Annotated in this window: 18 protein-coding genes; 16 read left to right on the forward strand and 2 right to left on the reverse strand. The window is 60.9% G+C overall.

From position 1 onward, the window contains the following. Positions 1 to 422 precede the first annotated feature (422 nt). A complete protein-coding gene (locus ACHZCU_RS16945; RefSeq protein ID WP_181190656.1) occupies positions 423 to 1,181 on the forward strand; it encodes an SEL1-like repeat protein in 759 nt (252 codons plus the stop codon). A gap of 138 nt (positions 1,182 to 1,319) precedes the next feature. Here the strand turns inward: ACHZCU_RS16945 and xth are convergent, their stop codons facing one another. Beyond that, a complete protein-coding gene (gene xth, locus ACHZCU_RS16950; RefSeq protein ID WP_319519683.1) occupies positions 1,320 to 2,111 on the reverse strand; it encodes an exodeoxyribonuclease III in 792 nt (263 codons plus the stop codon). A gap of 206 nt (positions 2,112 to 2,317) precedes the next feature. Here xth and ACHZCU_RS16955 point away from each other — a divergent pair, with 206 nt between their 5' ends. Then, a complete protein-coding gene (locus tag ACHZCU_RS16955; RefSeq protein WP_106302081.1) occupies positions 2,318 to 3,685 on the forward strand; it encodes a uracil-xanthine permease family protein in 1,368 nt (455 codons plus the stop codon). A 75-nt stretch (positions 3,686 to 3,760) separates the two neighbouring features. Here ACHZCU_RS16955 and erpA read toward each other — a convergent pair whose 3' ends face one another. Then, a complete protein-coding gene (gene erpA / locus ACHZCU_RS16960) occupies positions 3,761 to 4,093 on the reverse strand; it encodes an iron-sulfur cluster insertion protein ErpA (protein ID WP_106301134.1) in 333 nt (110 codons plus the stop codon). Positions 4,094 to 4,308: 215 nt separating this feature from the next. Here erpA and ACHZCU_RS16965 point away from each other — a divergent pair, with 215 nt between their 5' ends. The 14 genes from ACHZCU_RS16965 (at position 4,309) to ACHZCU_RS17030 (ending at position 19,672) form a co-directional block, all read left to right on the forward strand. After that, positions 4,309 to 5,526, forward strand: coding sequence for a deoxyguanosinetriphosphate triphosphohydrolase (locus tag ACHZCU_RS16965; RefSeq protein ID WP_319519684.1), 1,218 nt, complete (start codon positions 4,309 to 4,311; stop codon positions 5,524 to 5,526). A gap of 54 nt (positions 5,527 to 5,580) precedes the next feature. Beyond that, a complete protein-coding gene (gene argS / locus ACHZCU_RS16970; protein ID WP_319519685.1) occupies positions 5,581 to 7,341 on the forward strand; it encodes an arginine--tRNA ligase in 1,761 nt (586 codons plus the stop codon). Positions 7,342 to 7,405: 64 nt separating this feature from the next. Next, complete coding sequence (locus ACHZCU_RS16975; RefSeq protein WP_319519686.1) at positions 7,406 to 9,694, forward strand: SPOR domain-containing protein; 2,289 nt, start codon at positions 7,406 to 7,408, stop codon at positions 9,692 to 9,694. A gap of 105 nt (positions 9,695 to 9,799) precedes the next feature. After that, positions 9,800 to 10,819 (forward strand): beta-N-acetylhexosaminidase, encoded by a 1,020-nt coding sequence (nagZ, locus tag ACHZCU_RS16980; protein WP_319519687.1) that lies wholly within the window; start codon positions 9,800 to 9,802, stop codon positions 10,817 to 10,819. A gap of 3 nt (positions 10,820 to 10,822) precedes the next feature. Then, complete coding sequence (locus ACHZCU_RS16985) at positions 10,823 to 11,653, forward strand: ScpA family protein (RefSeq protein WP_106301123.1); 831 nt, start codon at positions 10,823 to 10,825, stop codon at positions 11,651 to 11,653. After that, positions 11,650 to 12,357: an SMC-Scp complex subunit ScpB gene (scpB, locus tag ACHZCU_RS16990; RefSeq protein WP_319519688.1), complete on the forward strand. Its 708-nt coding sequence runs from the start codon at positions 11,650 to 11,652 to the stop codon at positions 12,355 to 12,357. The genes ACHZCU_RS16985 and scpB overlap by 4 nt, the downstream gene beginning before the upstream one ends. A 52-nt stretch (positions 12,358 to 12,409) precedes the next feature. After that, complete coding sequence (locus ACHZCU_RS16995; RefSeq protein ID WP_106301117.1) at positions 12,410 to 13,495, forward strand: ABC transporter ATP-binding protein; 1,086 nt, start codon at positions 12,410 to 12,412, stop codon at positions 13,493 to 13,495. A gap of 43 nt (positions 13,496 to 13,538) precedes the next feature. Then, positions 13,539 to 13,748 (forward strand): twin-arginine translocase TatA/TatE family subunit, encoded by a 210-nt coding sequence (locus tag ACHZCU_RS17000; protein ID WP_106301114.1) that lies wholly within the window; start codon positions 13,539 to 13,541, stop codon positions 13,746 to 13,748. 44 nt (positions 13,749 to 13,792) lie between these two features. Beyond that, on the forward strand, positions 13,793 to 14,353 hold the full coding sequence (gene tatB / locus ACHZCU_RS17005) for a Sec-independent protein translocase protein TatB (RefSeq protein WP_106301111.1): 561 nt from the start codon (positions 13,793 to 13,795) through the stop codon (positions 14,351 to 14,353). Continuing rightward, entirely contained in the window at positions 14,350 to 15,174 is an 825-nt protein-coding gene (gene tatC / locus ACHZCU_RS17010; RefSeq protein WP_319519689.1) for a twin-arginine translocase subunit TatC, read from the forward strand. The genes tatB and tatC overlap by 4 nt, the downstream gene beginning before the upstream one ends. Before the next feature lie 107 nt (positions 15,175 to 15,281). Beyond that, positions 15,282 to 16,565, forward strand: a complete 1,284-nt coding sequence (gene serS / locus ACHZCU_RS17015) for a serine--tRNA ligase (RefSeq protein ID WP_319519690.1) — start codon at positions 15,282 to 15,284, stop codon at positions 16,563 to 16,565. A 9-nt stretch (positions 16,566 to 16,574) separates the two neighbouring features. Beyond that, a complete protein-coding gene (gene surE / locus ACHZCU_RS17020; protein ID WP_319519691.1) occupies positions 16,575 to 17,330 on the forward strand; it encodes a 5'/3'-nucleotidase SurE in 756 nt (251 codons plus the stop codon). Positions 17,331 to 17,346: 16 nt separating this feature from the next. Continuing rightward, complete coding sequence (locus tag ACHZCU_RS17025; RefSeq protein WP_106301099.1) at positions 17,347 to 18,000, forward strand: protein-L-isoaspartate(D-aspartate) O-methyltransferase; 654 nt, start codon at positions 17,347 to 17,349, stop codon at positions 17,998 to 18,000. A gap of 166 nt (positions 18,001 to 18,166) precedes the next feature. Then, positions 18,167 to 19,672 carry a peptidoglycan DD-metalloendopeptidase family protein gene (locus tag ACHZCU_RS17030; protein ID WP_319519692.1) on the forward strand — a complete coding sequence of 502 codons (1,506 nt, stop codon included), beginning with the start codon at positions 18,167 to 18,169 and terminating at the stop codon, positions 19,670 to 19,672. Positions 19,673 to 19,759: the final 87 nt, after the last annotated feature.

Here is a 19,759-nt window from a genome sequence, read left to right on the forward strand (position 1 = left end):
ATTATGGCCGGGAGTGATAGGCAACACTTCTTCGCTCGATACACATCTGCTTTTTTCTCTCAGTGTCAGCGCTGCCATTATTGACGTTTTTCAGCCAAGACAACGAAGTTTTTACATTGTTTTCAATATGAAACATGGCAAGTGTGTCGCTTGCGTCACAGTAATTCAGTTTAATCTCACGTAAAAGACGATGGCGGGCATACGTCTATTTCCCGCCACAAACAAAGAGCATGTGGGATGTCGGGATGATGCCCGGAATGGCCGTGTTCGGGTGTTGAAGCCAGGTTACGGCAGGTTGGTATCCGGTGTACCGGTTCCGGTACAATGCGCGTCACGCAAGTGTCCGGACAAGTGTCATGGTGAAGAAACGTTCGATGATGATTCAAAAGACAGGTCACAGACAGATCGGCGTTTTCCTGGTGATGGCGAGCCTGATGATCGGCTATTCGCTCACGCGTCCGGTCCATGCGTTCGATATCACCACGGACGTGCCCAAGGATTCGGGTCGGTTCGATCTCTTCCGTTTCGGTTTCAAGGCCTACAAGAACGGTGACAAGAAAAAAGCCGTCGAGGCTTACCGTTATGCCGCCGAAAAAGGCCACACAGGGTCGCGCTGGGCTCTGGCCAACATGTATGCCGATGGCGACGGCGTGCCGGAAAACGACTATGAAGCCTTCAAGGCCTATGCGGAAATCGTCAATCAGGATGTCGAGCCCGGCTCGCCCGATACCGGCTTTTATGTGAATGCCCTGCTGGCGCTGGCCGGTTATTACCAGACCGGAATTCCCGATACCCCTGTCGCAAAAGATCTGGGGCAGGCCCGGCAGCTTTATTTTCAGGCCGCTTCGGTTTTCGGAAATCCCGAGGCGCAGTTCCGTTTGGCCGAAATGATCCTGAAAGGTGATGGCGGCGCCAAGAATGTGCGTCTTGCCAAGAAATGGCTGAACCTTTCAAGAAAGAACGGCAATGTCGGTGCCATGGCGGTCTTCGGTGATCTGGTGTTCAACGAGGGGCAATCGGTCCTCGGCCTGGCCTATCTCACCATGGCGGCCGACCGTTGCGGGCCGAGCGAATGCCACTGGATTCGTGAGCTTCAGGAAAAATGTTTCTCGGTTGTCGACGAGAGTGACCGGCGTGGCGCAATCGCACTTGCGCAAAATATGAGCACAAGCAACCCTTGATTGTTGCTTCCGTGAGCACGGTGGCGTGCTCTCCGCGCGTTAAGATGCGTCTTCAGAAGTTGTGTTCCGAATTCATCGCGGCGGCGCGCTGCTGACAGCAGCGCGGGAAGCGCGCATGTTTTATCTTTTCGGCAAGCCTTACACCCATTCAAATTCGAATGCAGCGACGACCGGGACATGGTCCGAGGGCTTTTCCCAGCCGCGGACTTTTTTGTCGATTTCGATTGTTTTCAGCCTGTCTGCGGCCTGTGATGACAGGAGCATATGGTCAATGCGAATACCGTTGTTCTTCTGCCACGCGCCGGCCTGATAGTCCCAGAATGTATACTGTCCGGCCTTGTCGTCGGCGCTCGTGACCGCATCGTAGAGGCCAAGCCCGAGCAATGCCGTGAAGGCTTCGCGGGTTGCAGGCAGAAACAATGCGTCTTCGGCCCATGCCGCCGGATCGTGGCAGTCGCCGGGGCGGGGGATGACATTGTAATCGCCTGCCAGGATCAATGGCTCTTCCAGCGCAAGTCTTTGTGAAACATGGCTCTTGAGCCGATCAATCCAGGCAAGCTTGTAGGGGTATTTGTCGCTGTCGACGGGATTTCCGTTCGGAAGATAAATCGAGGCAACGCGGATGACGCCGCCGGAAACGCTGAAAACGCCCTCGATATAGCGCGACTGGACATCGTCGTCGGCGCCGGGAAGACCGCGTTCCACCTCGTCGGGCGCCTTTTTCGACAGCAGCGCCACCCCGTTGAAGCCTTTCTGTCCGTGGGTTTCGACGTGATAGCCCAGCGCCTCGATCGGCGCCCGCGGAAAGGTCTCGTCCTGTGACTTGATCTCCTGCAGGCAGGCAATGTCCGGCTGTTCCGCTTCCAGCCAGGCCAGAAGATTGTCCTGCCGGGCCTTGATGCCGTTGATGTTCCAGGTCGCGATTTTCATGGGCTGGCTTTCTCGGTGCTTCAATCTGTTCTTTATGCAGAGGACGCTGCCGATTTGCAAATTTCAACAGTGCTTGCGGCGTGTGCCGATTGACCGCCACAAGGCTTCCGGGAAATATGACAATTCCATGGCATGGAAATTGCATCGATGAAAACGCTAACAGCAGGGGACAACGCGCGGTCTTGGCCGCCTTTGAGAGAAAAGAAATGAGTGAACAAAATCCGACTGCGGAACACCATCACATCATATTCAAGCTGAATGATGTGCCTTCGCCGGGCGCATCGTTTCTGGCAGCGATTCAGCACATTTTGGCCAGCATCATCGGTATCGTGACGCCGACGCTGATCATCGGCGGTGCGCTGGGGCTGGGGGACAGCATGCCGCATCTTCTGGCAATGGCGATGTTCGTCTCCGGTGTGGCGACGTTCATCCAGTGCCGGCGCATCGGTCCGGTGGGGTCCGGGCTTTTGAGCGTACAGGGAACGAGCTTTGCCTTCCTCGGCGTCATTCTTGCCGCGGGCTTCGCGGTCAAGGGTAGGGGCGGCACGCCGGACGATATCCTGGCGATGATCTTCGGTCTTTGCCTCGTCGGCTGTATCGTCGAAATCATCCTCAGCCAGTTCATCACCAAAATGGGGCGCATCGTGACGCCAACCGTCACGGGCATCGTCATCACCGTGATCGGCCTCAGCCTGGTGAAATCGGGCTTTACCGATTTTGCCGGCGGCGCCGGCGCGGGCGAAAATCTCGGTGCGCCGGTCAACATCTTCCTGGGCCTTCTGGTCGTCGGTGTGATCATCTTCTTCTCGTTTTCCAAGACACCGATGGTGCGCATCGCAGCGATCATGATGGGGCTTGTCGTCGGCTTCATCGTCTCGATCTTCTTCGGCATGGTGGACTTTTCGCAGTTGGGCTCCCAGCCGCTGTTCGCCATACCCCAGCCGCTGCGCTACGGTCTGGACTTCGATATCGGCCTGTTTCTTCCGATTGCCTTCGTCTATCTGATCACGGCGATTGAAACGACCGGAGACCTGACGGCAAACTCGGTGATCTCCGGTGAGCCGGTGCAGGGCGATGTTTACCTCAATCGTGTGAAGGGCGGGGTTCTCGCCGACGGTCTCAATTCGGGCATCGCCGCGCTTTTCTGCACCTTCCCCAACACCACCTTCAGCCAGAACAACGGCGTGATCCAGATGACCGGCGTGGCCAGCCGCCATGTCGGCTACTATATTGCCGGCATTCTGCTGGTTCTCGGCTTCTTCCCGGTCATTGGCGGGGCATTTCTGCTTGTGCCGAAACCGGTGCTTGGTGGCGCCACCGTCGTGTTGTTCGGCTCGATTGCCGTTGCCGGTATTCGTATCCTGGCATCCGAGCCGATCGACCATCGCAAGGTCTATATCATGGCGGTGTCTTTCGGCCTTGGCCTCGGTGTCACACTCGTCCCGCAGTCCATGCAGCAGATGCCCGACATCATCCAGAAGGTGTTCGCAACGCCGATCACCCTGTCCGGTCTGTCGGCCATCGTTCTTTCGCTGCTTATTCCCGAAGGGGCGGGCAAGGAAATCGAGGACTGATCGTCTGACGGAAACGAAAAAGGCCGCGTCTGCAGGCGCGGCCTTTTATGTATGAGGTGAAAGCGATCCGGTTGATCAGATCGCGAAACTGGTGCCACAGCCGCAGCTTGCCACCGCATTGGGGTTCTGGATCTGGAAGGACTGGCCGAGCAGATTGTCGATGAAGTCGATTTCGGAGCCTGCCAGGTAAACCAGCGAAATGCTGTCGATCAGCACCGTCGCGTCATCCTTGGTGATCACCGCATCGTCTTCTTCCGGGCCTTCCACAAGATCGAACTTGTAGGAAAAACCGGAGCAGCCGCCGCCTTCCACAGAAACCCTGAGGGCATGTTTGTCGGCTTCACTTTCAATAATCGAGGCGATCCGCCGGGCGGCCGCATCGGAAAGCGTCACAGTCTGGGTGTCCATTTGTCTTCTCCGGGCCACAGGGCTTCATGGTGCCTTCAGGTGTGTCGGCGCCGAAAGCCAGGCCGTTTGCTTGTCCATCGGGCGCTGAATGCCGCGATGCCTTTCAATAACGTCCAATCTTAGTTAAGAACGACAGGGAAGGCCGTCAACGGTCAATTTGCACCCGGCTTCTCCGTGTGTCGCAAAAGCATGCATTTCGTGCAACAGGATTTTGAATGACAATCGACAGATCGGCTCTGGGCTTCGGTGATGTCGCGCTCGCAGTCTATGCCTGCGATCCGTGGACCAGCCGCGGCCGGCTTTTTCCCGAACATGACAGCCTCACGCGCTCGCCGTTTCAGCGCGACCGGGACCGGATCATCCATACAACGGCCTTCCGGCGGCTGAAGCACAAGACCCAGGTCTTCATCGCCCAGGACGGCGATCATTACCGCACGCGGCTGACGCATACGATCGAGGTGGCTCAGGTCGCCCGCTCGCTTGCGCGTGCGCTCAGGCTTGACGAGGATCTCGCCGAAGGCGTCGCGCTGGTGCATGATTTCGGCCACACGCCATTCGGCCATACCGGCGAGGACGCCCTGCACGAGAAAATGGCGGACTATGGCGGGTTCGATCACAATGCCCAGTCGCTCAGGATCGTGACCAGTCTGGAACGGCGCTATGCCGATTTCGACGGCATCAACCTGACCTGGGAAGCTCTCGAAGGACTGGTCAAGCACAACGGACCGCTTGAAACGGCTGCAGGCGAGGGGCGTGACGGCCCCGTTCCCCAGCCGATCGTCGATTACAGCCGCCGTCATGATCTCTGGCTTGCCACCCATGCCAGCCTCGAAGCGCAGATGGCCGCAATTGCCGACGATATTGCCTATAATACCCACGATATCGACGACGGGCTGCGCTCGGGCTATCTGACCCACAAGATGCTTGAGGAGGTCCCGTTTCTGGATGGCCTGATGCGCGAAGTCCATGATCGCTATCCGAATCTGGAAGAGGCGCGCTTTACCAACGAGGTCATGCGGCGGCAGATCACGGCGATGGTCGAGGATGTCATCGGCGTGACGCAGGCCAATCTGCGCAGCGAAAAACCGCAAAGCGCCGACGAGGTAAGGCATGCCGGGCGCACGCTGGCGACCTTCTCGCCGGAAATGGCCGAGGTCGACAGGCAGATCAAGACATTGCTGTTCGGCCATATCTACCGTCACCCTGATATCATGAAGATCCGCGCCGGCGCGGCGCAGATCGTCAGCGAACTGTTCGATGCCTATTTCGCAGATCCTCAGCTGATGGGTTCGCATCCGTGGATGGACGGGATCGAGGCCTTGCGCCCGGCGCAGCGGGCCCGCCTCGTGGCCGACTATCTTGCCGGAATGACGGACACCTATGCCGAAAAGACCCACCGGCAGCTGTTTGACCATACCCCGGAATTGCGCTAGGAGCCGCGGCAAACAGCGCTTTTGCCGCCTTCCGGCGGCCCTATGGGACATGACATGAACCTCTTCACGGATTTTGAGCAAAGACTGAACGAACGGCTGCTGACGATTGCGGCCATTGCTGAAAAAAGCGCTTCCCTGGATTTTTCGCGTCTGGTGGTGGAGCCCCCGCGCGACCCGAGCCATGGCGATATCGCCATCAATGCGGCGCTGGTCCTGTCCAAACCGCTCGGCAAGAAACCGCGCGATCTGGCCGCCGAAATCGTTGCGGCGCTGGAAAGCGACGAAGACATTGCCGAACTGTCGATTGCCGGTCCCGGTTTCATCAATATCCGGCTCTCCGATGCCTTCTGGAAGCGCATGCTGATCGCCGCCATTCGCGAGGCCGAGGATTTCGGCCGCAGCACGAGCGGGCAGAACCGGAAGATCAATGTCGAATATGTCTCGGCCAACCCGACCGGGCCGATGCATGTCGGCCATTGCCGCGGTGCGGTCGTCGGCGACACGCTGGCAAATATTCTCGCCTATGCCGGTTTCGACGTGACCAAGGAATATTACATCAACGATGCCGGCGCCCAGATCGATGTGCTGGCCCGTTCGGTATTCCTCAGATATCGCGAAGCGCTGGGCGAGACGATCGGCGATATTCCCGAAGGTCTTTATCCCGGAGACTACCTTGTTCCTGTCGGCGAGGCGCTGAAAGCGGAATATGGTCCATCGCTTCACAATCTGCCGGAAGAACAGTGGATGCCAATCGTCAAGGACAAGGCGATCGAGGCGATGCTGGCGATGATCCGGGATGACCTGGAAGCGCTCAATGTGCGCCACGAGGTGTTTTTCTCCGAACGCACGCTGCATGCCGACGATGCCGAGCGCATTCGCACCGCGATCAACGACCTCACCTTCAAGGGGCATGTCTACAAGGGCACGCTGCCGCCGCCGAAGGGGCAGCTTCCCGAAGACTGGGAAGACCGCGAGCAGACGCTGTTCCGGTCCACCGATGTGGGCGATGATATCGACCGGCCGCTGATCAAGTCGGACGGCAACTACACTTATTTCGCCGCCGATGTCGCTTACTTCAAGGACAAGTTCGATCGCGGCTTTCACGAGATGGTCTATATTCTCGGCGCCGATCACGGCGGCTACGTCAAGCGGCTGGAAGCCGTCGCAAAGGCGGTCGCCGGTGACGAGGCCAAGCTGACGGTGTTGCTGTGCCAGCTGGTGAAGCTGCTGCGCAACGGCCAGGAAGTGAAGATGTCGAAGCGCTCGGGCAATTTCGTGACCTTGCGCGAGGTCGTTGACGAGGTCGGCCGCGATTCCGTCCGTTTCATGATGCTCTATCGCAAGAGCAGCGAGCCGCTCGATTTCGATTTTGCCAAGGTGACCGAACAGTCCAAGGACAATCCGGTGTTTTACGTGCAGTATGCCCATGCGCGCTGCATGTCGGTGATCCGTCAGGCGAAGGAAGCCTTCCCGGACCTTGAAATCACGCAGGAATCTCTGGAAAAGGCGGTTGCCGAAGCGAATTTTGAACCGGAAGAACTTAAAGTTGTGGCAAAATTGGCCGAATATCCGCGAGTCGTGGAGTCGGCAGCACTGATGCGGGAGCCGCATCGACTGGCATTTTACCTCTATGATCTTGCGTCAAACTTTCATTCCCACTGGAATAAGGGGAAGGACAAGAAAGAATTACGCTTTATTAATGAGGATAATGGACAATCGACGCTTGCAAAACTGGGACTGGTTTCTTCCGTGGCCGCTGTCCTGCGCTCCGGCCTGACATTGACGGGCACGGATGCCCCGCAGGAAATGCGCTAGAAACTGTCTCACCCGCACTTTACCATGCGCCGTTTGCGGCGCGTGGCAGCCTCGGTGGTAGAAGATGGCAGACAAGAACAAACCGGATCATGACGCCGGAAAGGTCGAACAGGACGATCCCTTCGCCGAACTGGCGCGGCTGATCGCCCCACGCGAGGAAGAAAAACCGCGCGCGCCGGAGACCGCGGACGATCTGGCTGACGAATTGTTGCGCGAATTCGATGCCTTTCCCGGTCAGTATCCGGCAGCTGAAGACCAACCGGTGGCGCCCGAGCCCTATATGGAGCCCGAGCCTCAGCCGGAACCGGGGCCTGTGCCGCAAGGCCAGCCCCTGGTGTTCGAATCCTTTCATCCGGTTGACTATCCTGTGCGGGCGCCGCGCGAGGAACCGCAGGCGCCGGGCGATGACTATGTCGAAGCTCCAGCGCCTTCACAGCCCCCGGAGCCGAGCCTCGATGAAGCGTTTCTGGAAGAAGAGCTGAGGCAGTCGATTTCTTCGCTCGACCTGTCGGATGACCGGCAGGACGAGCCATTGCCCGCGGCCGAAGAGGACACGCGCGCCGAAGAACCCGTCCCCGGGCCTGCATTTCTGGTCGAGCCGCCGGAAGCGGATACGCAGGCGCAGGAAGCCGGCTGGGAAGAGACCTGGTCTCCGACGTCTCAAACTGACGATCCGTCCGTGAGCGATGCGGATGTGGAACGGCAGGAAAATGAGCTTGCGCTTGATCTCGATGAGCTTGCGCTCGAACTGTCCGATGTCGCCGCGGCTGAAGACAATGGGCCGGAACCGCTGGAGGAAGCTGGCGCGGGCGAAGCAGGCCGCGACGATGTCTTCGATCCGGCCGCCATCGTTTCGACCGACGATATTCCCGCCCCTGTTGATGAACTCGACCTGCCGCGCATGGGCGATGAGGCGGAACCGGCGCACGAGCCGCCGCCGCCCTACGAGTTTGACCTCGATGAGGAACTCGCCGATGCGCTGGCCAGCCAGGCGGCTCTTGTCGATCCGCTTTCCGAGGCGCCGCCCGCAGAAGCAGCACCTGCCCAGGACAATGCCGGGCACGCGCATGACGACCGGGTCTATGACGAGGATATCGAGCGCGCGCTCGAGGACGGTTTCCAGTTTACCGAGACCGGTGCATCGGGCGAGCAGAATGCCTATGCCGATCTCGCTGATGACGGCTACTACGACAGTGACGCGCGTGAACGGCGGCCGAGCTGGCTTGCGGTCACGTTCATGGGCTATGGCCGGGTCATGCTCGTCGGTCTGGCCGTCGTTGTTCTGGCGGTACTGTCGGTGTTTGCGGGTATGCGCTATTTCGGTGGTGAGAGCGACAGCGGTCCGGTGATCATTGCCGCCGATGATACGAGCGTCAAGGAAGCGCCGGAAGACCCCGGCGGCGAGGTGGTTCCCAACCAGGATAACGTGATTTTCAATGATGCCTCCGACACGCTGGAGGCCGCGCCGCGTCAGGGCAGTCTGATCGCTTCGGATCAGGAGCCGGTCGACGTTGACAATATCGCGCCCAATCCGCTGGCCAACGACACGGCAGGTCAGGCCGGTAGCGGTGTTGTCGAGCCGCGCAGGGTGCGCACCATCATTGTCCGCCCCGATGGCACGCTTGTCGAGCGCTCGGCCCCTGAAGAGGATGCCAATAGCGGCACGACGAACAATGTCCGTGGCCTCGATACCGTTACGGCAATGCCGGACAATGCGGGCCGTCTGGTGCCCGCAGGCAGCGAAAACGGCTCGAATGCCGCTGATGCCGGTGTGGAAGCCGGAGCCGCGCCGCAGGCAGCCCCCGGCGCCGCACCCGAAGCAACGCAAAACCCCTCCGTCGCGGATGTCCTGAACGGTACGGCAGCGGAAACCGCCGCAACGCAGACCGAAGATACGGCGAATGCCGAGCCTGCGGCCGATGCCGAACCCGAGACCGCCGAGGCGCCTGTCGAGGATTTCGGCATCGCCAATGTGCCGATCCCGACACCGCGTTCTTCGACAGGTGGCGCTCCGGTTTCAACGGCTTCTGCGCCGGCGCAACCGGCCCCTGCAGCTCCGGCACAGCCGGCGGCTTCGGCAGCTCCGGCCGCCAGTGCCTCGGCGCCGTCGTCGCGCTATGCGATGCAGATTGCCTCCCTGCCGTCGGAAACGGAAGCGCGTCAGGCCTATCAGCGGCTGGCGGCTCAGTATCCGGCCATCCTTGGGCGCAGGCCCGTGGAATTTGTCAGGGCCGATGTTGCGGGCAGGGGAACCTATTACCGGGTACGCATTCCGGCTGAGAACCTGTCGGCTGCGCTTTCGCTGTGCGAGAGTTTCAAGGCCGCAGGCGGCAGCTGCTACGTTCCGCGATGAAGGCGATGGTTTGCGCCGTTACGGTTGCAACCCCCGTGTGAAGAAAACTGTGCATGACATGCAGGCATCGTTCGTGCTTTTGCGCGAAACCACTATGATTCGGCGATGACCAGTTCGAGCAGAGCCATGATTCTGGGTTGTGGCGGTCCACGGCTCAGCGTGGAGGAGAAGCAATTCTTCCGCGCTGTTCAGCCGTGGGGTTTCATCCTGTTCGGGCGCAACATCGAAAGCCTTGAACAGGTGAAGATGCTGACCGGGGAAATGCGTGAGGCCGTTGGCTGGCACGCACCGGTTCTGGTGGATCAGGAGGGCGGCACGGTGCGCCGGCTCAGGCCGCCGCTGGTGCGCGACTATCCCTCGGCTGCCCGGATCGCCGCGCTCTATACGGTGTCCCCGGAGGCGGCAAGCGAAGCGGCGTGGATCAGCGGGCGGCTGATGGCCTGCGATCTTCTCCCCCTCGGCATCAATGTCGATTGCGCGCCTGTGCTTGATATTCCGCCGGCACCCGGCGCCGGCTTTCTGGCAGACCGGACTTTCGGCTGTGACCCCGATCAGGTGATCGCACTGGCCCAGGCACAGGCCGACGGGTTGAAGGCCGGCGGCGTGTTGCCGGTGGTCAAGCACATGCCGGGCCACGGCCGGGGACTTCTCGATTCGCACAAGCGCCTGCCGGTCGTCGATGCCCCGCTCGCACCGCTGCGGGACCGTGATTTCCGGCCTTTCAGGGAGGTTACGGGCATTGCCATGGCCATGACCTGTCATGTGCTTTTTGAGGCGGTGGACCCGGACAACCCGGCGTCGGCGTCCAAAAAACTCGTCGAAGAGGTGATGCGCGGCGAAATCGGCTTTGACGGGCTGATCATCTCCGATGATATTTCGATGAATGCGCTTTCCGGTGATATCGCGACCCGCGCGCGTGCGGTGGCAGACGCCGGCCTCGACATCATCTTGCATTGCAATGGCGATATGTCGGAGATGCGCGCGGTTGCAGGCCAGGCGCCGCAGCTTGCCGGCGATGCGCTGACAAGGGCGACGGCTGCGCTTATGAGCGCGCCCGATGCCGATGACAGTGACCTGAAGGCGCTGTCCCGTCGTTTTGATGCGCTGATGGATGAAAAGGGGTAGGGCATGCAGGAGACCTTCTTTTCCGAAGATCCGGGCGGCACGGTCGAGGTCCGCGCCGCCGGCGAGGCGGTGCTGGTCATCGATGTCGGCGGGTTTGAGGGCCCGCTTGACCTTCTGCTGCATCTGGCCCGCACGCAGAAAGTCGATCTGGCGCGGATTTCCGTGCTGGCGCTGGCCGAGCAGTATCTGGAATTCATCGAAAGCGCGCGGCGCATCCGCATCGAGCTTGCTGCCGACTATCTGGTCATGGCGGCCTGGCTCGCCTACCTCAAGTCGCGGCTTCTGATCCCGCGTCGCGCCAGCGACGAGGAACCCTCGGGCGAGGATATGGCGGCAACGCTGGCCCACCGGCTGAAGCGGCTGGAAGCGATGCGCGATGCCGCATCCAAGATCATCAACCGCAACCGGCTCGGCCGTGACGTGTTCCAGCGCGGCGCTCCGGAGCATATTCCAGACGAGACCGGTTCAGCCTTCAAGGCCACGCTTTACGAGCTTCTCGATGCCTATGCCAATCTCAGGCAGCGTCAGGCCGTCAGTGAGGTGACGATCGAAAAACGCCTCGTCTGGTCGCTGACCGACGCCCGTGAGCTGCTGCAGGATCTCATCGGCGAGATCGGCGAGTGGACCGCGCTTGACCGCTATCTGCTGCGTTATCTTTCCCGCCCGGGTGAGATGCGCACCGCGATTGCCAGCACATTTGCCGCATCGCTGGAGCTGGTGCGCGAGGGGCGGCTGGATTTGCGGCAGGAAGAGGCGTTTTCGCCGCTGCTGATGCGACGCGGCCGCGGTCGCGGACACCCCCGGACGCCGGTTCCCGGAGAGGCGGCCGAATGAGTGACGACGAGGCCGAAGACACCGAAGGGGTCGCAGCGGAAAATCCGGAACTGCTGCTGGAGGCCGAACGCATTGCCGAAGCGCTGGTCTTCGCGTCCGCGGAGCCGGTCGGTGAAGCCTATATCCGCGAACGGATGCCCGAGGGTGTCGATGTCGCGGTGGTGATGGCCAATCTGAAGGAACACTATGCCAATCGTGGCGTCAATCTGGTGCGGGTCGAGGATTACTGGGCCTTCCGGACGGCGCCGGACCTTTCCTTCGTGATCCATCGCGGAGAGCGGGAGGCCCGCAAACTGACGCGCGCGGCGCTGGAAGTGCTGTCGATCATTGCCTATCACCAGCCGGTGACGCGGGCCGAAATCGAGGAAATTCGCGGTGTTCAGACCTCCAAGGGCACGCTCGACGTGCTGATGGAGGCGGGCTGGGTGCGGTTTCGCGGGCGCCGCCGTACGCCCGGCCGGCCGGTCACCATGGGCACGACGCGGGCCTTCCTCGACCATTTCGGCCTCGAGGAAATCCGCGATCTGCCCGGTCTGGAGGAACTCAGAGGTGCGGGGCTTCTCTCCGGGCGCATTCCCCCCGGTTTTCAGATACCGCTGCCGCTCAACGATGACGAGGACCTTGCCGATGACGAGGACCCGCTGGATGCCGCGGACCTTGAGGATCTCGGTCTTTTGACTCCGGGCGGTAAACATGATGAATAAGCTCTAGAAAGGGCTCGGATCGACCGGCCACAGCAGGATTTCTGGAGCGACGATGAACCTTGCGGCGCGCAATTTCGGCTCAAGCGGCACGGCCGCCCGGTTGCAGTTCGAAAATATCCGCCATGGATATGGCGGTCGCGAGATCGTCCGCGGTGTTTCGCTGACGGCTTTTCCCGGCAAGGTGCTCTGTCTTCTCGGTCCCTCCGGGTCCGGCAAGAGCACGCTTTTGCGCATTGCCGCCGGGCTGGAAATACCGCATGCCGGGCGATTGCTGATCAATGATGTCGAGGCGAGCGGGCCGGCCGGTTTTCTGCCGCCGGAGCGGCGCGGCGTCGGCCTGATGTTTCAGGATTTTGCCCTCTTTCCGCATATGACGGTGGCTGCCAATGTGGCCTTCGGGCTGACGCATGTGCAAAAGCCGGCGCGCCAGGCCATTGCTGCGGAAGCGCTGGCCCGTGTCGGCCTTGCCGGCTACGAGGCCAAATATCCGCACATGCTGTCGGGCGGTGAGCAGCAACGGGTCGCGCTGGCCCGCGCGGTGGCGCCCCGGCCTTCGGTGCTTTTGATGGACGAGCCGTTTTCCGGCCTTGACTCGCGTCTCAAGGATCAGGTTAGGGCGGATACGCTGGCCGTGCTGCGCGAAACCGGCGCCACGGTGGTGGTGGTGACCCATGATCCGGAAGAGGCGATGGGCATGGCCGACCAGATTGCGCTGCTGAAGGATGGCGAACTGGTGCAGACGGGCAGCGCGCGGGAGCTTTTCACCCGGCCGAACAGCGTGTTTGCGGCGTCGTTCTTTTCCGAAATCAACAGGTTCGATGCCCTTGCCCGCAACGGAATTGTCGAAACGCCGTTCGGCACACGCCCTGCGCCGGAAAATTTGATGAATGCCGAACTGGACCTTGCCGTGCGCTTGAGTGACATCCGCATCACCACTGCGGAACACCCCGGTGCCACACCCGCAACCGTGCTAAACCGCCGGTATCTCGGGACTTCGGAGCATCTGACGATGCGCCTGGAACAGGGTGGCGATGTCGTTGAAGCCAGTGTCGGCGCAGGCGTGCTTGCCGACGGTATAAGCCGGGTTTTCCTGATTGTTGCCGATGACTCAATTTTGATGTTTGAAAAACAACCATAAACATCTTACACCGGAGACAAAGTGGTAACAGGAGAAATAGGCCATGGGTAATCTCGGAATCTGGCAGTTGCTGATCATTCTGGCAATTGTCGTCTTGCTGTTCGGCCGCGGCAAGATTCCCGAATTGATGGGTGATGTCGCCAAGGGCATCAAGAGCTTCAAGAAGGGTATTTCAGACGAGGACGAAAAGCCGGCTGAAACGGACGACAAGACCGTCGAGCACAGGGCAGACGAAAAGACCAAGCAAGGCTGACACGGTGCCGGACAGCCTCAGGGGCTGTCTGCAGGAGAATGTGAATGCTTGATATTGGCTGGACGGAGCTTCTGGTCGTGGCGATTGTTCTGGTCGTCGTTGTCGGCCCGAGGGAGCTTCCGCATGTCCTGAGAACCTTCGGCAAGACCATGACCAAGATGCGGCGCATGGCTTCCGATTTCCGTTCGCAGATGGATGATGCGCTGAAAGAAGCGGATATGGAAGATGTTTCCTCCGCTATACGGGATGTTAGAAAACTTAATCCCGCCAATCAGTTGCGCGATGCGGTCAATCCTTTGCGTCAAACGGCGCGCGATCTTCAGTCCGACCTGAAGACCTCGACCTCGCTGGAAAACAAGCCGAAGACGACGACCGACAAGCCGGATCTGCCCAAGGCCTCCTATCCGGCGCCCGGCGAGAAACCGGCCTTCACGCCGGACAACGTCTTCCAGAAGGCGGCCCGCAAGGACGATGAACAGGCAGGCGATCTTGTCTCGAAGCGACAGGATGACGGGCTTGTCAGTCGCCGTCCCGGTTACCGGGGAACGGCGCGGCCGACAAAAACTGCCAAGGGACGCTCAGGCGGACGGAGGAACGACCGATGAGCGTCGAAAACGATATCGAAGACAAGCCGCAGCCGCTTGTCGAGCACCTGATCGAACTTCGGAAACGGCTGGTCTGGTCGCTGGCGGCGTTCTTCGCCGGTTTTCTGCTCTGTTTCGCCTTTGCCCGGGACCTGTTCAATGTTCTGGTCCTTCCCTATAAATGGGCGGTTGTCTGGTCGGGTCTCGATCCGGACAAGATGCAGCTGATCTACACGGCGCCGCAGGAATTCTTCTTCACGCAGATCAAGATTTCGCTGTTTGGCGGCCTGTTGCTGGCGTTTCCGATCATTGCCTTCCAGGTCTACAGTTTTGTCGCACCGGGGCTTTACAGGAACGAGCGCTCGGCTTTCCTGCCGTTCCTGGTGGCGTCTCCGATCCTGTTCATCGCCGGTGGCGCAATCGTCTACTTCTTCCTCATCCCCGTGGTGATGATGTTTTTCCTCGGCATGCAGCAGGCGCCGGAGGGCGGCGAGGTTGCGATTTCGCTTCTGCCGAAGGTTTCGGAATATCTGAGCCTGATCATGTCGCTGGTGCTGGCGTTCGGACTGGTGTTCCAGTTGCCGGTGGTCACCACGCTGTTGTCGCGGGCAGGGCTTGTCAGTGCGGCATGGCTTGCCAAGCAGCGCAAGTTCGCCATCGTCATCGCCTTCATCATCGCCGCCGTTCTGACGCCGCCCGATCCGCTGTCGCAGCTCGGTCTGGCGCTGCCGACCGTGATTCTCTACGAGGTCGCGATCTACGCCGCCAAGCTGGTCGAGCGCCGGCGCAAGGAGCAAGACGGCGACGCGGAGGAAACGGCGTCCCCGGAAGACGAAGTTTAGGCGATATCGTCAAAGCGTGTCTTGCGCTTTGAGGATGAGTTGGGCACAAGAGGGCCGCTGGTGCAGACGCGCCGGCGGCCTTTTTTCTTCATGGGAAAGCAGGAACGATGCTCGATATCAAATGGATTCGCGAAAACCCGGAAGCGCTGGACAAGGCGCTGGCAACGCGCGGCGCCGCACCGCTTGCGGCTCAGATCGTTGACCTTGACGAGAAGCGCCGGTCCGTTTTGCAGCGTTTGCAGGAAATGCAGTCCCGCCGTAACAGCGCCTCGAAGGAAATCGGCGCGGCGATGGGCAAGAAGGATACCGCGCTTGCCGAAAAGCTGAAGGCCGAGGTCGCCGACATCAAGACGGCGATGCCGACGCTTGAGGAAGAGGAGCGGGCGGCAACGGCCGCACTCGACGATCTGCTGTCCGGCATTCCCAATGTTCCCTTTGAAGATGTCCCCGTCGGCGCGGATGAGGATGACAATGTCGAGATCCGCAAATGGGGTAGCAAGCCGACATGGAGCCATCCGGCGAAGGAGCATTTCGAGATCGGCGAGGCGCTCGGCGGCATGGATTTCGAGCGTGCGGCCAAGCTTTCCGGCTCGCGCTTTACCGTATTGAGCGGCGCATTTGCGCGGCTTGAGCGGGCGCTCGGCCAGTTCATGATCGACATGCACACCGAAAAGCACGGCTACCGCGAGGTCAGCCCGCCGCTTCTGGTGCGCGATACCGCCCTTTATGGCACCGGGCAACTGCCGAAATTTGCCGAGGACCTGTTCAAGGCATCCGAGGACCGCTGGATGATCCCGACGGCGGAAGTGCCGCTGACCAATCTTGTCGCCGGCGACATCCTGCCGGCCGAAACGCTGCCGCTGCGCTATACCGCGCTCACCTATTGCTTCCGCTCGGAAGCAGGGTCTGCCGGCCGTGACACGCGCGGCATGCTGCGTCAGCATCAGTTTTTGAAATGCGAAATGGTGTCGATCACCGATGCCGACAGTTCGCTTGCCGAATTGGAACGGATGACGTCTGCCGCCGAGGATGTGCTGCAGGCGCTTGGCCTGCATTACCGGGTCGTGACGCTTTCCACCGGGGATATGGGCTTTTCCGCCCGCAAGACCTACGACATCGAGGTCTGGCTTCCCGGTCAGGACACCTATCGCGAGATTTCGTCCTGTTCGGTCTGCGGCGATTTTCAGGCGCGCCGCATGAATGCGCGCTACCGGCCGAAGGACGAGAAGGCCACGCGTTTCGTTCATACGCTGAACGGCTCGGGCGTTGCCGTCGGCCGCGCGTTGATCGCCGTTGTCGAGAACTATCTGAATGAAGACGGCTCGGTCACGGTTCCTGAGGTTCTTGTTCCCTATATGGGCGGCAAGACCAGGATCGAAGCGGAAGGGTGAACGGCGACAATGCGTATTCTGCTGACCAATGACGACGGCATTCACGGGCCGGGCCTTGCCGTGCTTCAGAAAATCGCTGCGGAACTCTCCGACGATGTCTGGACCGTTGCGCCGGAAACCGACCAGAGCGGCCTTGCTCATTCGCTGACCCTGTCGGAGCCGCTTCGGCTGCGCCAGATGGGTGAAAAACAGTTCGCGCTGCGTGGCACGCCGACGGATTGCGTGATCATGGCCGTGCGCGAAGTGCTGCCGGAGGCGCCGGACCTGATCCTCTCCGGCATCAATTCCGGCGCCAACATGGCCGATGACGTCACCTATTCCGGCACCATCGCCGCGGCCATCGAGGGCACGCTGCAGGGCGTGCGCTCGATCGCGCTCAGCCAGGCGGGCCGCTATGACAATGGCCGGCATTTTCCGTGGGAGGTTGCCGAGCAATACGCGCTGCCGCTGATTCGCAAGCTGTTGCCGCTGGAACTGCCGGAAGGCACGTTTTTCAACGTCAACTTTCCCTATTGCGCGCCAGATGCGGTTGAAGGTGTCCGGGTTACGGCACAGGGCAAGCTTGAATCCGGCCTTTCGGTCGAAAAACGCACCGATGGCCGTGGATTGCCCTATTACTGGCTGACCTTCCGCGAACGCCTGAGTGCGTTTGCCGAGGACTGCGACCTGAATGCGGTCGGCGAAAACCATGTTTCGGTGACACCGCTGAAGCTCGACTTGACCGATCACGCGGTTCGCGACAGGATCGCTGCAGCGCTGGCATAAATGACGAGGTCGAACGGTGGCGACGAAGCTTCAGGAACGTGAGGGGTTTGCCGCCCTGGTGATGCGGCTGAGATCCAGCGGCGTCACCAATCTCGATCTTCTGTCGGCCGTGGAAACGACGCCGCGCACCGCCTTCACACCGTCCCACATGACGCCCTATGCCTATACCGGCCGGTCGATCCCGATCGAATGCGGCGCTTTCATGGAAGGCGCGGATCTGGCGATCCGGCTTGTCGATATCCTCAAGGTCAAGCCCGGCCAGCGCGTTCTGGAAGTGGGCACCGGCTCCGGCTACACCGCCGCGATCATGGGGCGGATTGCCGAGCGGGTGCTGACGGTGGAGCGCTACCGCACGCTTGCCGACCTTGCCCGCAAGCGCATGGCTGATCTGGGTCTGAAAAGCGTGGTGGTGCGCCAGGCCGACGGCCGTGAGGGCCTGAGCGGCGAGGGGACCTTCGACCGCATCCTGTACACCGTGGCGCTGCCCGAAATACCGCGCGCACGCGTCGAGCAACTGGTTTCCAACGGCGTCATCATGGCGCCGCTGATCCGTGAGGGCGCGCCGCCGCTGATGGTGCGGATGACGCGGATCGGCAGCCGTTTCGAGCGCGAGGATCTTTTTGAGGTTCCTTATCTTGCCGTCGAGCGCGGCCTTTCCAAGGCGCTCTAGGCGCTTTGCCGCAGGGCGTGTGCGCTCTTTTGATACCTGCGCCGACCGCATCCCGTCATGCCTGGTGAATTGATTTTCTGCATTGTCGTTCGGGCTTTAACCGCACGGTAACTCTGTTGTGGTTAAAACCGGTGCAGTACTTAGTTCAAGCGTACAGGGTCGGTTCATGCGTATTTCAGGTGTGCCGGAAGGCGGCAAGGCAACACAACGTATTCTGTTCGTTTCGGCGTTGGCGATCATGGTCGCAAGCTGTAGCTCGGAGAGCGCAAGGCTTGGCCGCGGACCCGATACGATGACAACAGGATCGGTTTCCGGAATTCCGCAGTACCAGTATATGGTGCCGCCGGCGAATGTCGGAAACGGAGGCTATCAGGCGCAGCAGTCGCAGAACGCCGGTTCCGCCGTGGTCAACCGACAGCCTATCAATACCGCGACAACGGCAGGCTCCGGTGCCCGGATGGCGACGACGCCGGCCCCCGTCCAGACTGCGGCTCTGGCACAGCCCGCCAATCCGTCGACGACCTACAATCAGCAGCAGGCAAATGTCGGCGCGCCGAGCAATCTGCCGTCGCGCACGCAGGATGTCGCCACCAAGCGGGTGATGATCCGCTCGGATGAATCGCTTTCCGCCTTTGCGGCGCGCAACGGCTCTTCCGAGCAGGATATTCTGCGGCTGAACGGCCTGACGAGCGCCTCGCAGGTCCGTCCCGGTCAGGTGCTGCTTGTGCCGCTGGTCTCTCCGCAGACCTCGGCTGCCAAGGCGACCGCGCAGACCCAAGGCCTGCCGCCCGCCTCGCCGACGCCGGCTCCGACCGACAAGCCCGATCAGCGCGTTGCCGTGCTGCCGAGCACGACCAGTACACGCGAACGCCAGAGCACCTCTTCCGGCGGCGCGACTGCTCCCACTGCGGCCGGGCAGAGCGGCGATGGCCGTACGCCTGAAAGCGGCAATGTCTATACCGTAAAGAGCGGCGACAGCCTTTATGTCATCGCCAAGGAAAACGGTGTGACGGTTGATTCGCTCAAGGCTGCCAACGGGCTGACCTCCGCGAATATCCGGATCGGCCAGAAACTGCAGATCCCGACCGGCGGTGCAGCACCCGCCCAGCCGGTCACGCCGGTTCAGACCGCAACGGCCGAGCCGCAGCAACAGCAGACTGCGCCCAAGCAGACGGCGGCAGCGGAAACGGAAAAACCGAAACCCTACCAGCCGCCGGCGGCTGAAAACGAGGTTGTCGTCGAGGATGTCGCCGTGCGCAGCGATGCCGGTGAAGATGTTCCCCAAGGGACCGGCATTGCCACCTATCGCTGGCCGGTCAAGGGCGCTGTCGTGGTCGGCTTCGGCCAGCCCTATGGCGACGATCTGAGCGAGGGTATCGATATTTCCGTGCCGCAGGGCACGCCGATCAAGGCGGCTGAAAACGGTGTTGTGGTCTATGCCGATGACGGGCTTTCCGATTACGGCAATGCGATCCTTATCCGCCATGACGATGGCCGCGTGACAGTCTACGGCTATGCCGAGGAACTGACGGTCAAGCGCGGCGACAGCGTTCAGCGCGGTCAGACGATCGCCACCTCCGGCATGACCGGCAAGGCAACACGCCCGATGGTGCATTTTGAGGTTCGCGACAACACCAAGGCCGTCGACCCGATGCCTTACCTCAACGGCTGAAATTGAAAAACGGGCAGGCCGGAAAGGCCTGCCTCGGTTTGTTGACAAGCCTATCCTTTTTACGGACGTCATCCTCGGGCTTGACCC

The sequence above is a fragment of the uncultured Martelella sp. genome, from assembly GCF_963677965.2.
In the GTDB taxonomy this organism is placed as follows: Bacteria; Pseudomonadota; Alphaproteobacteria; order Rhizobiales; family Rhizobiaceae; genus Martelella; species Martelella mangrovi.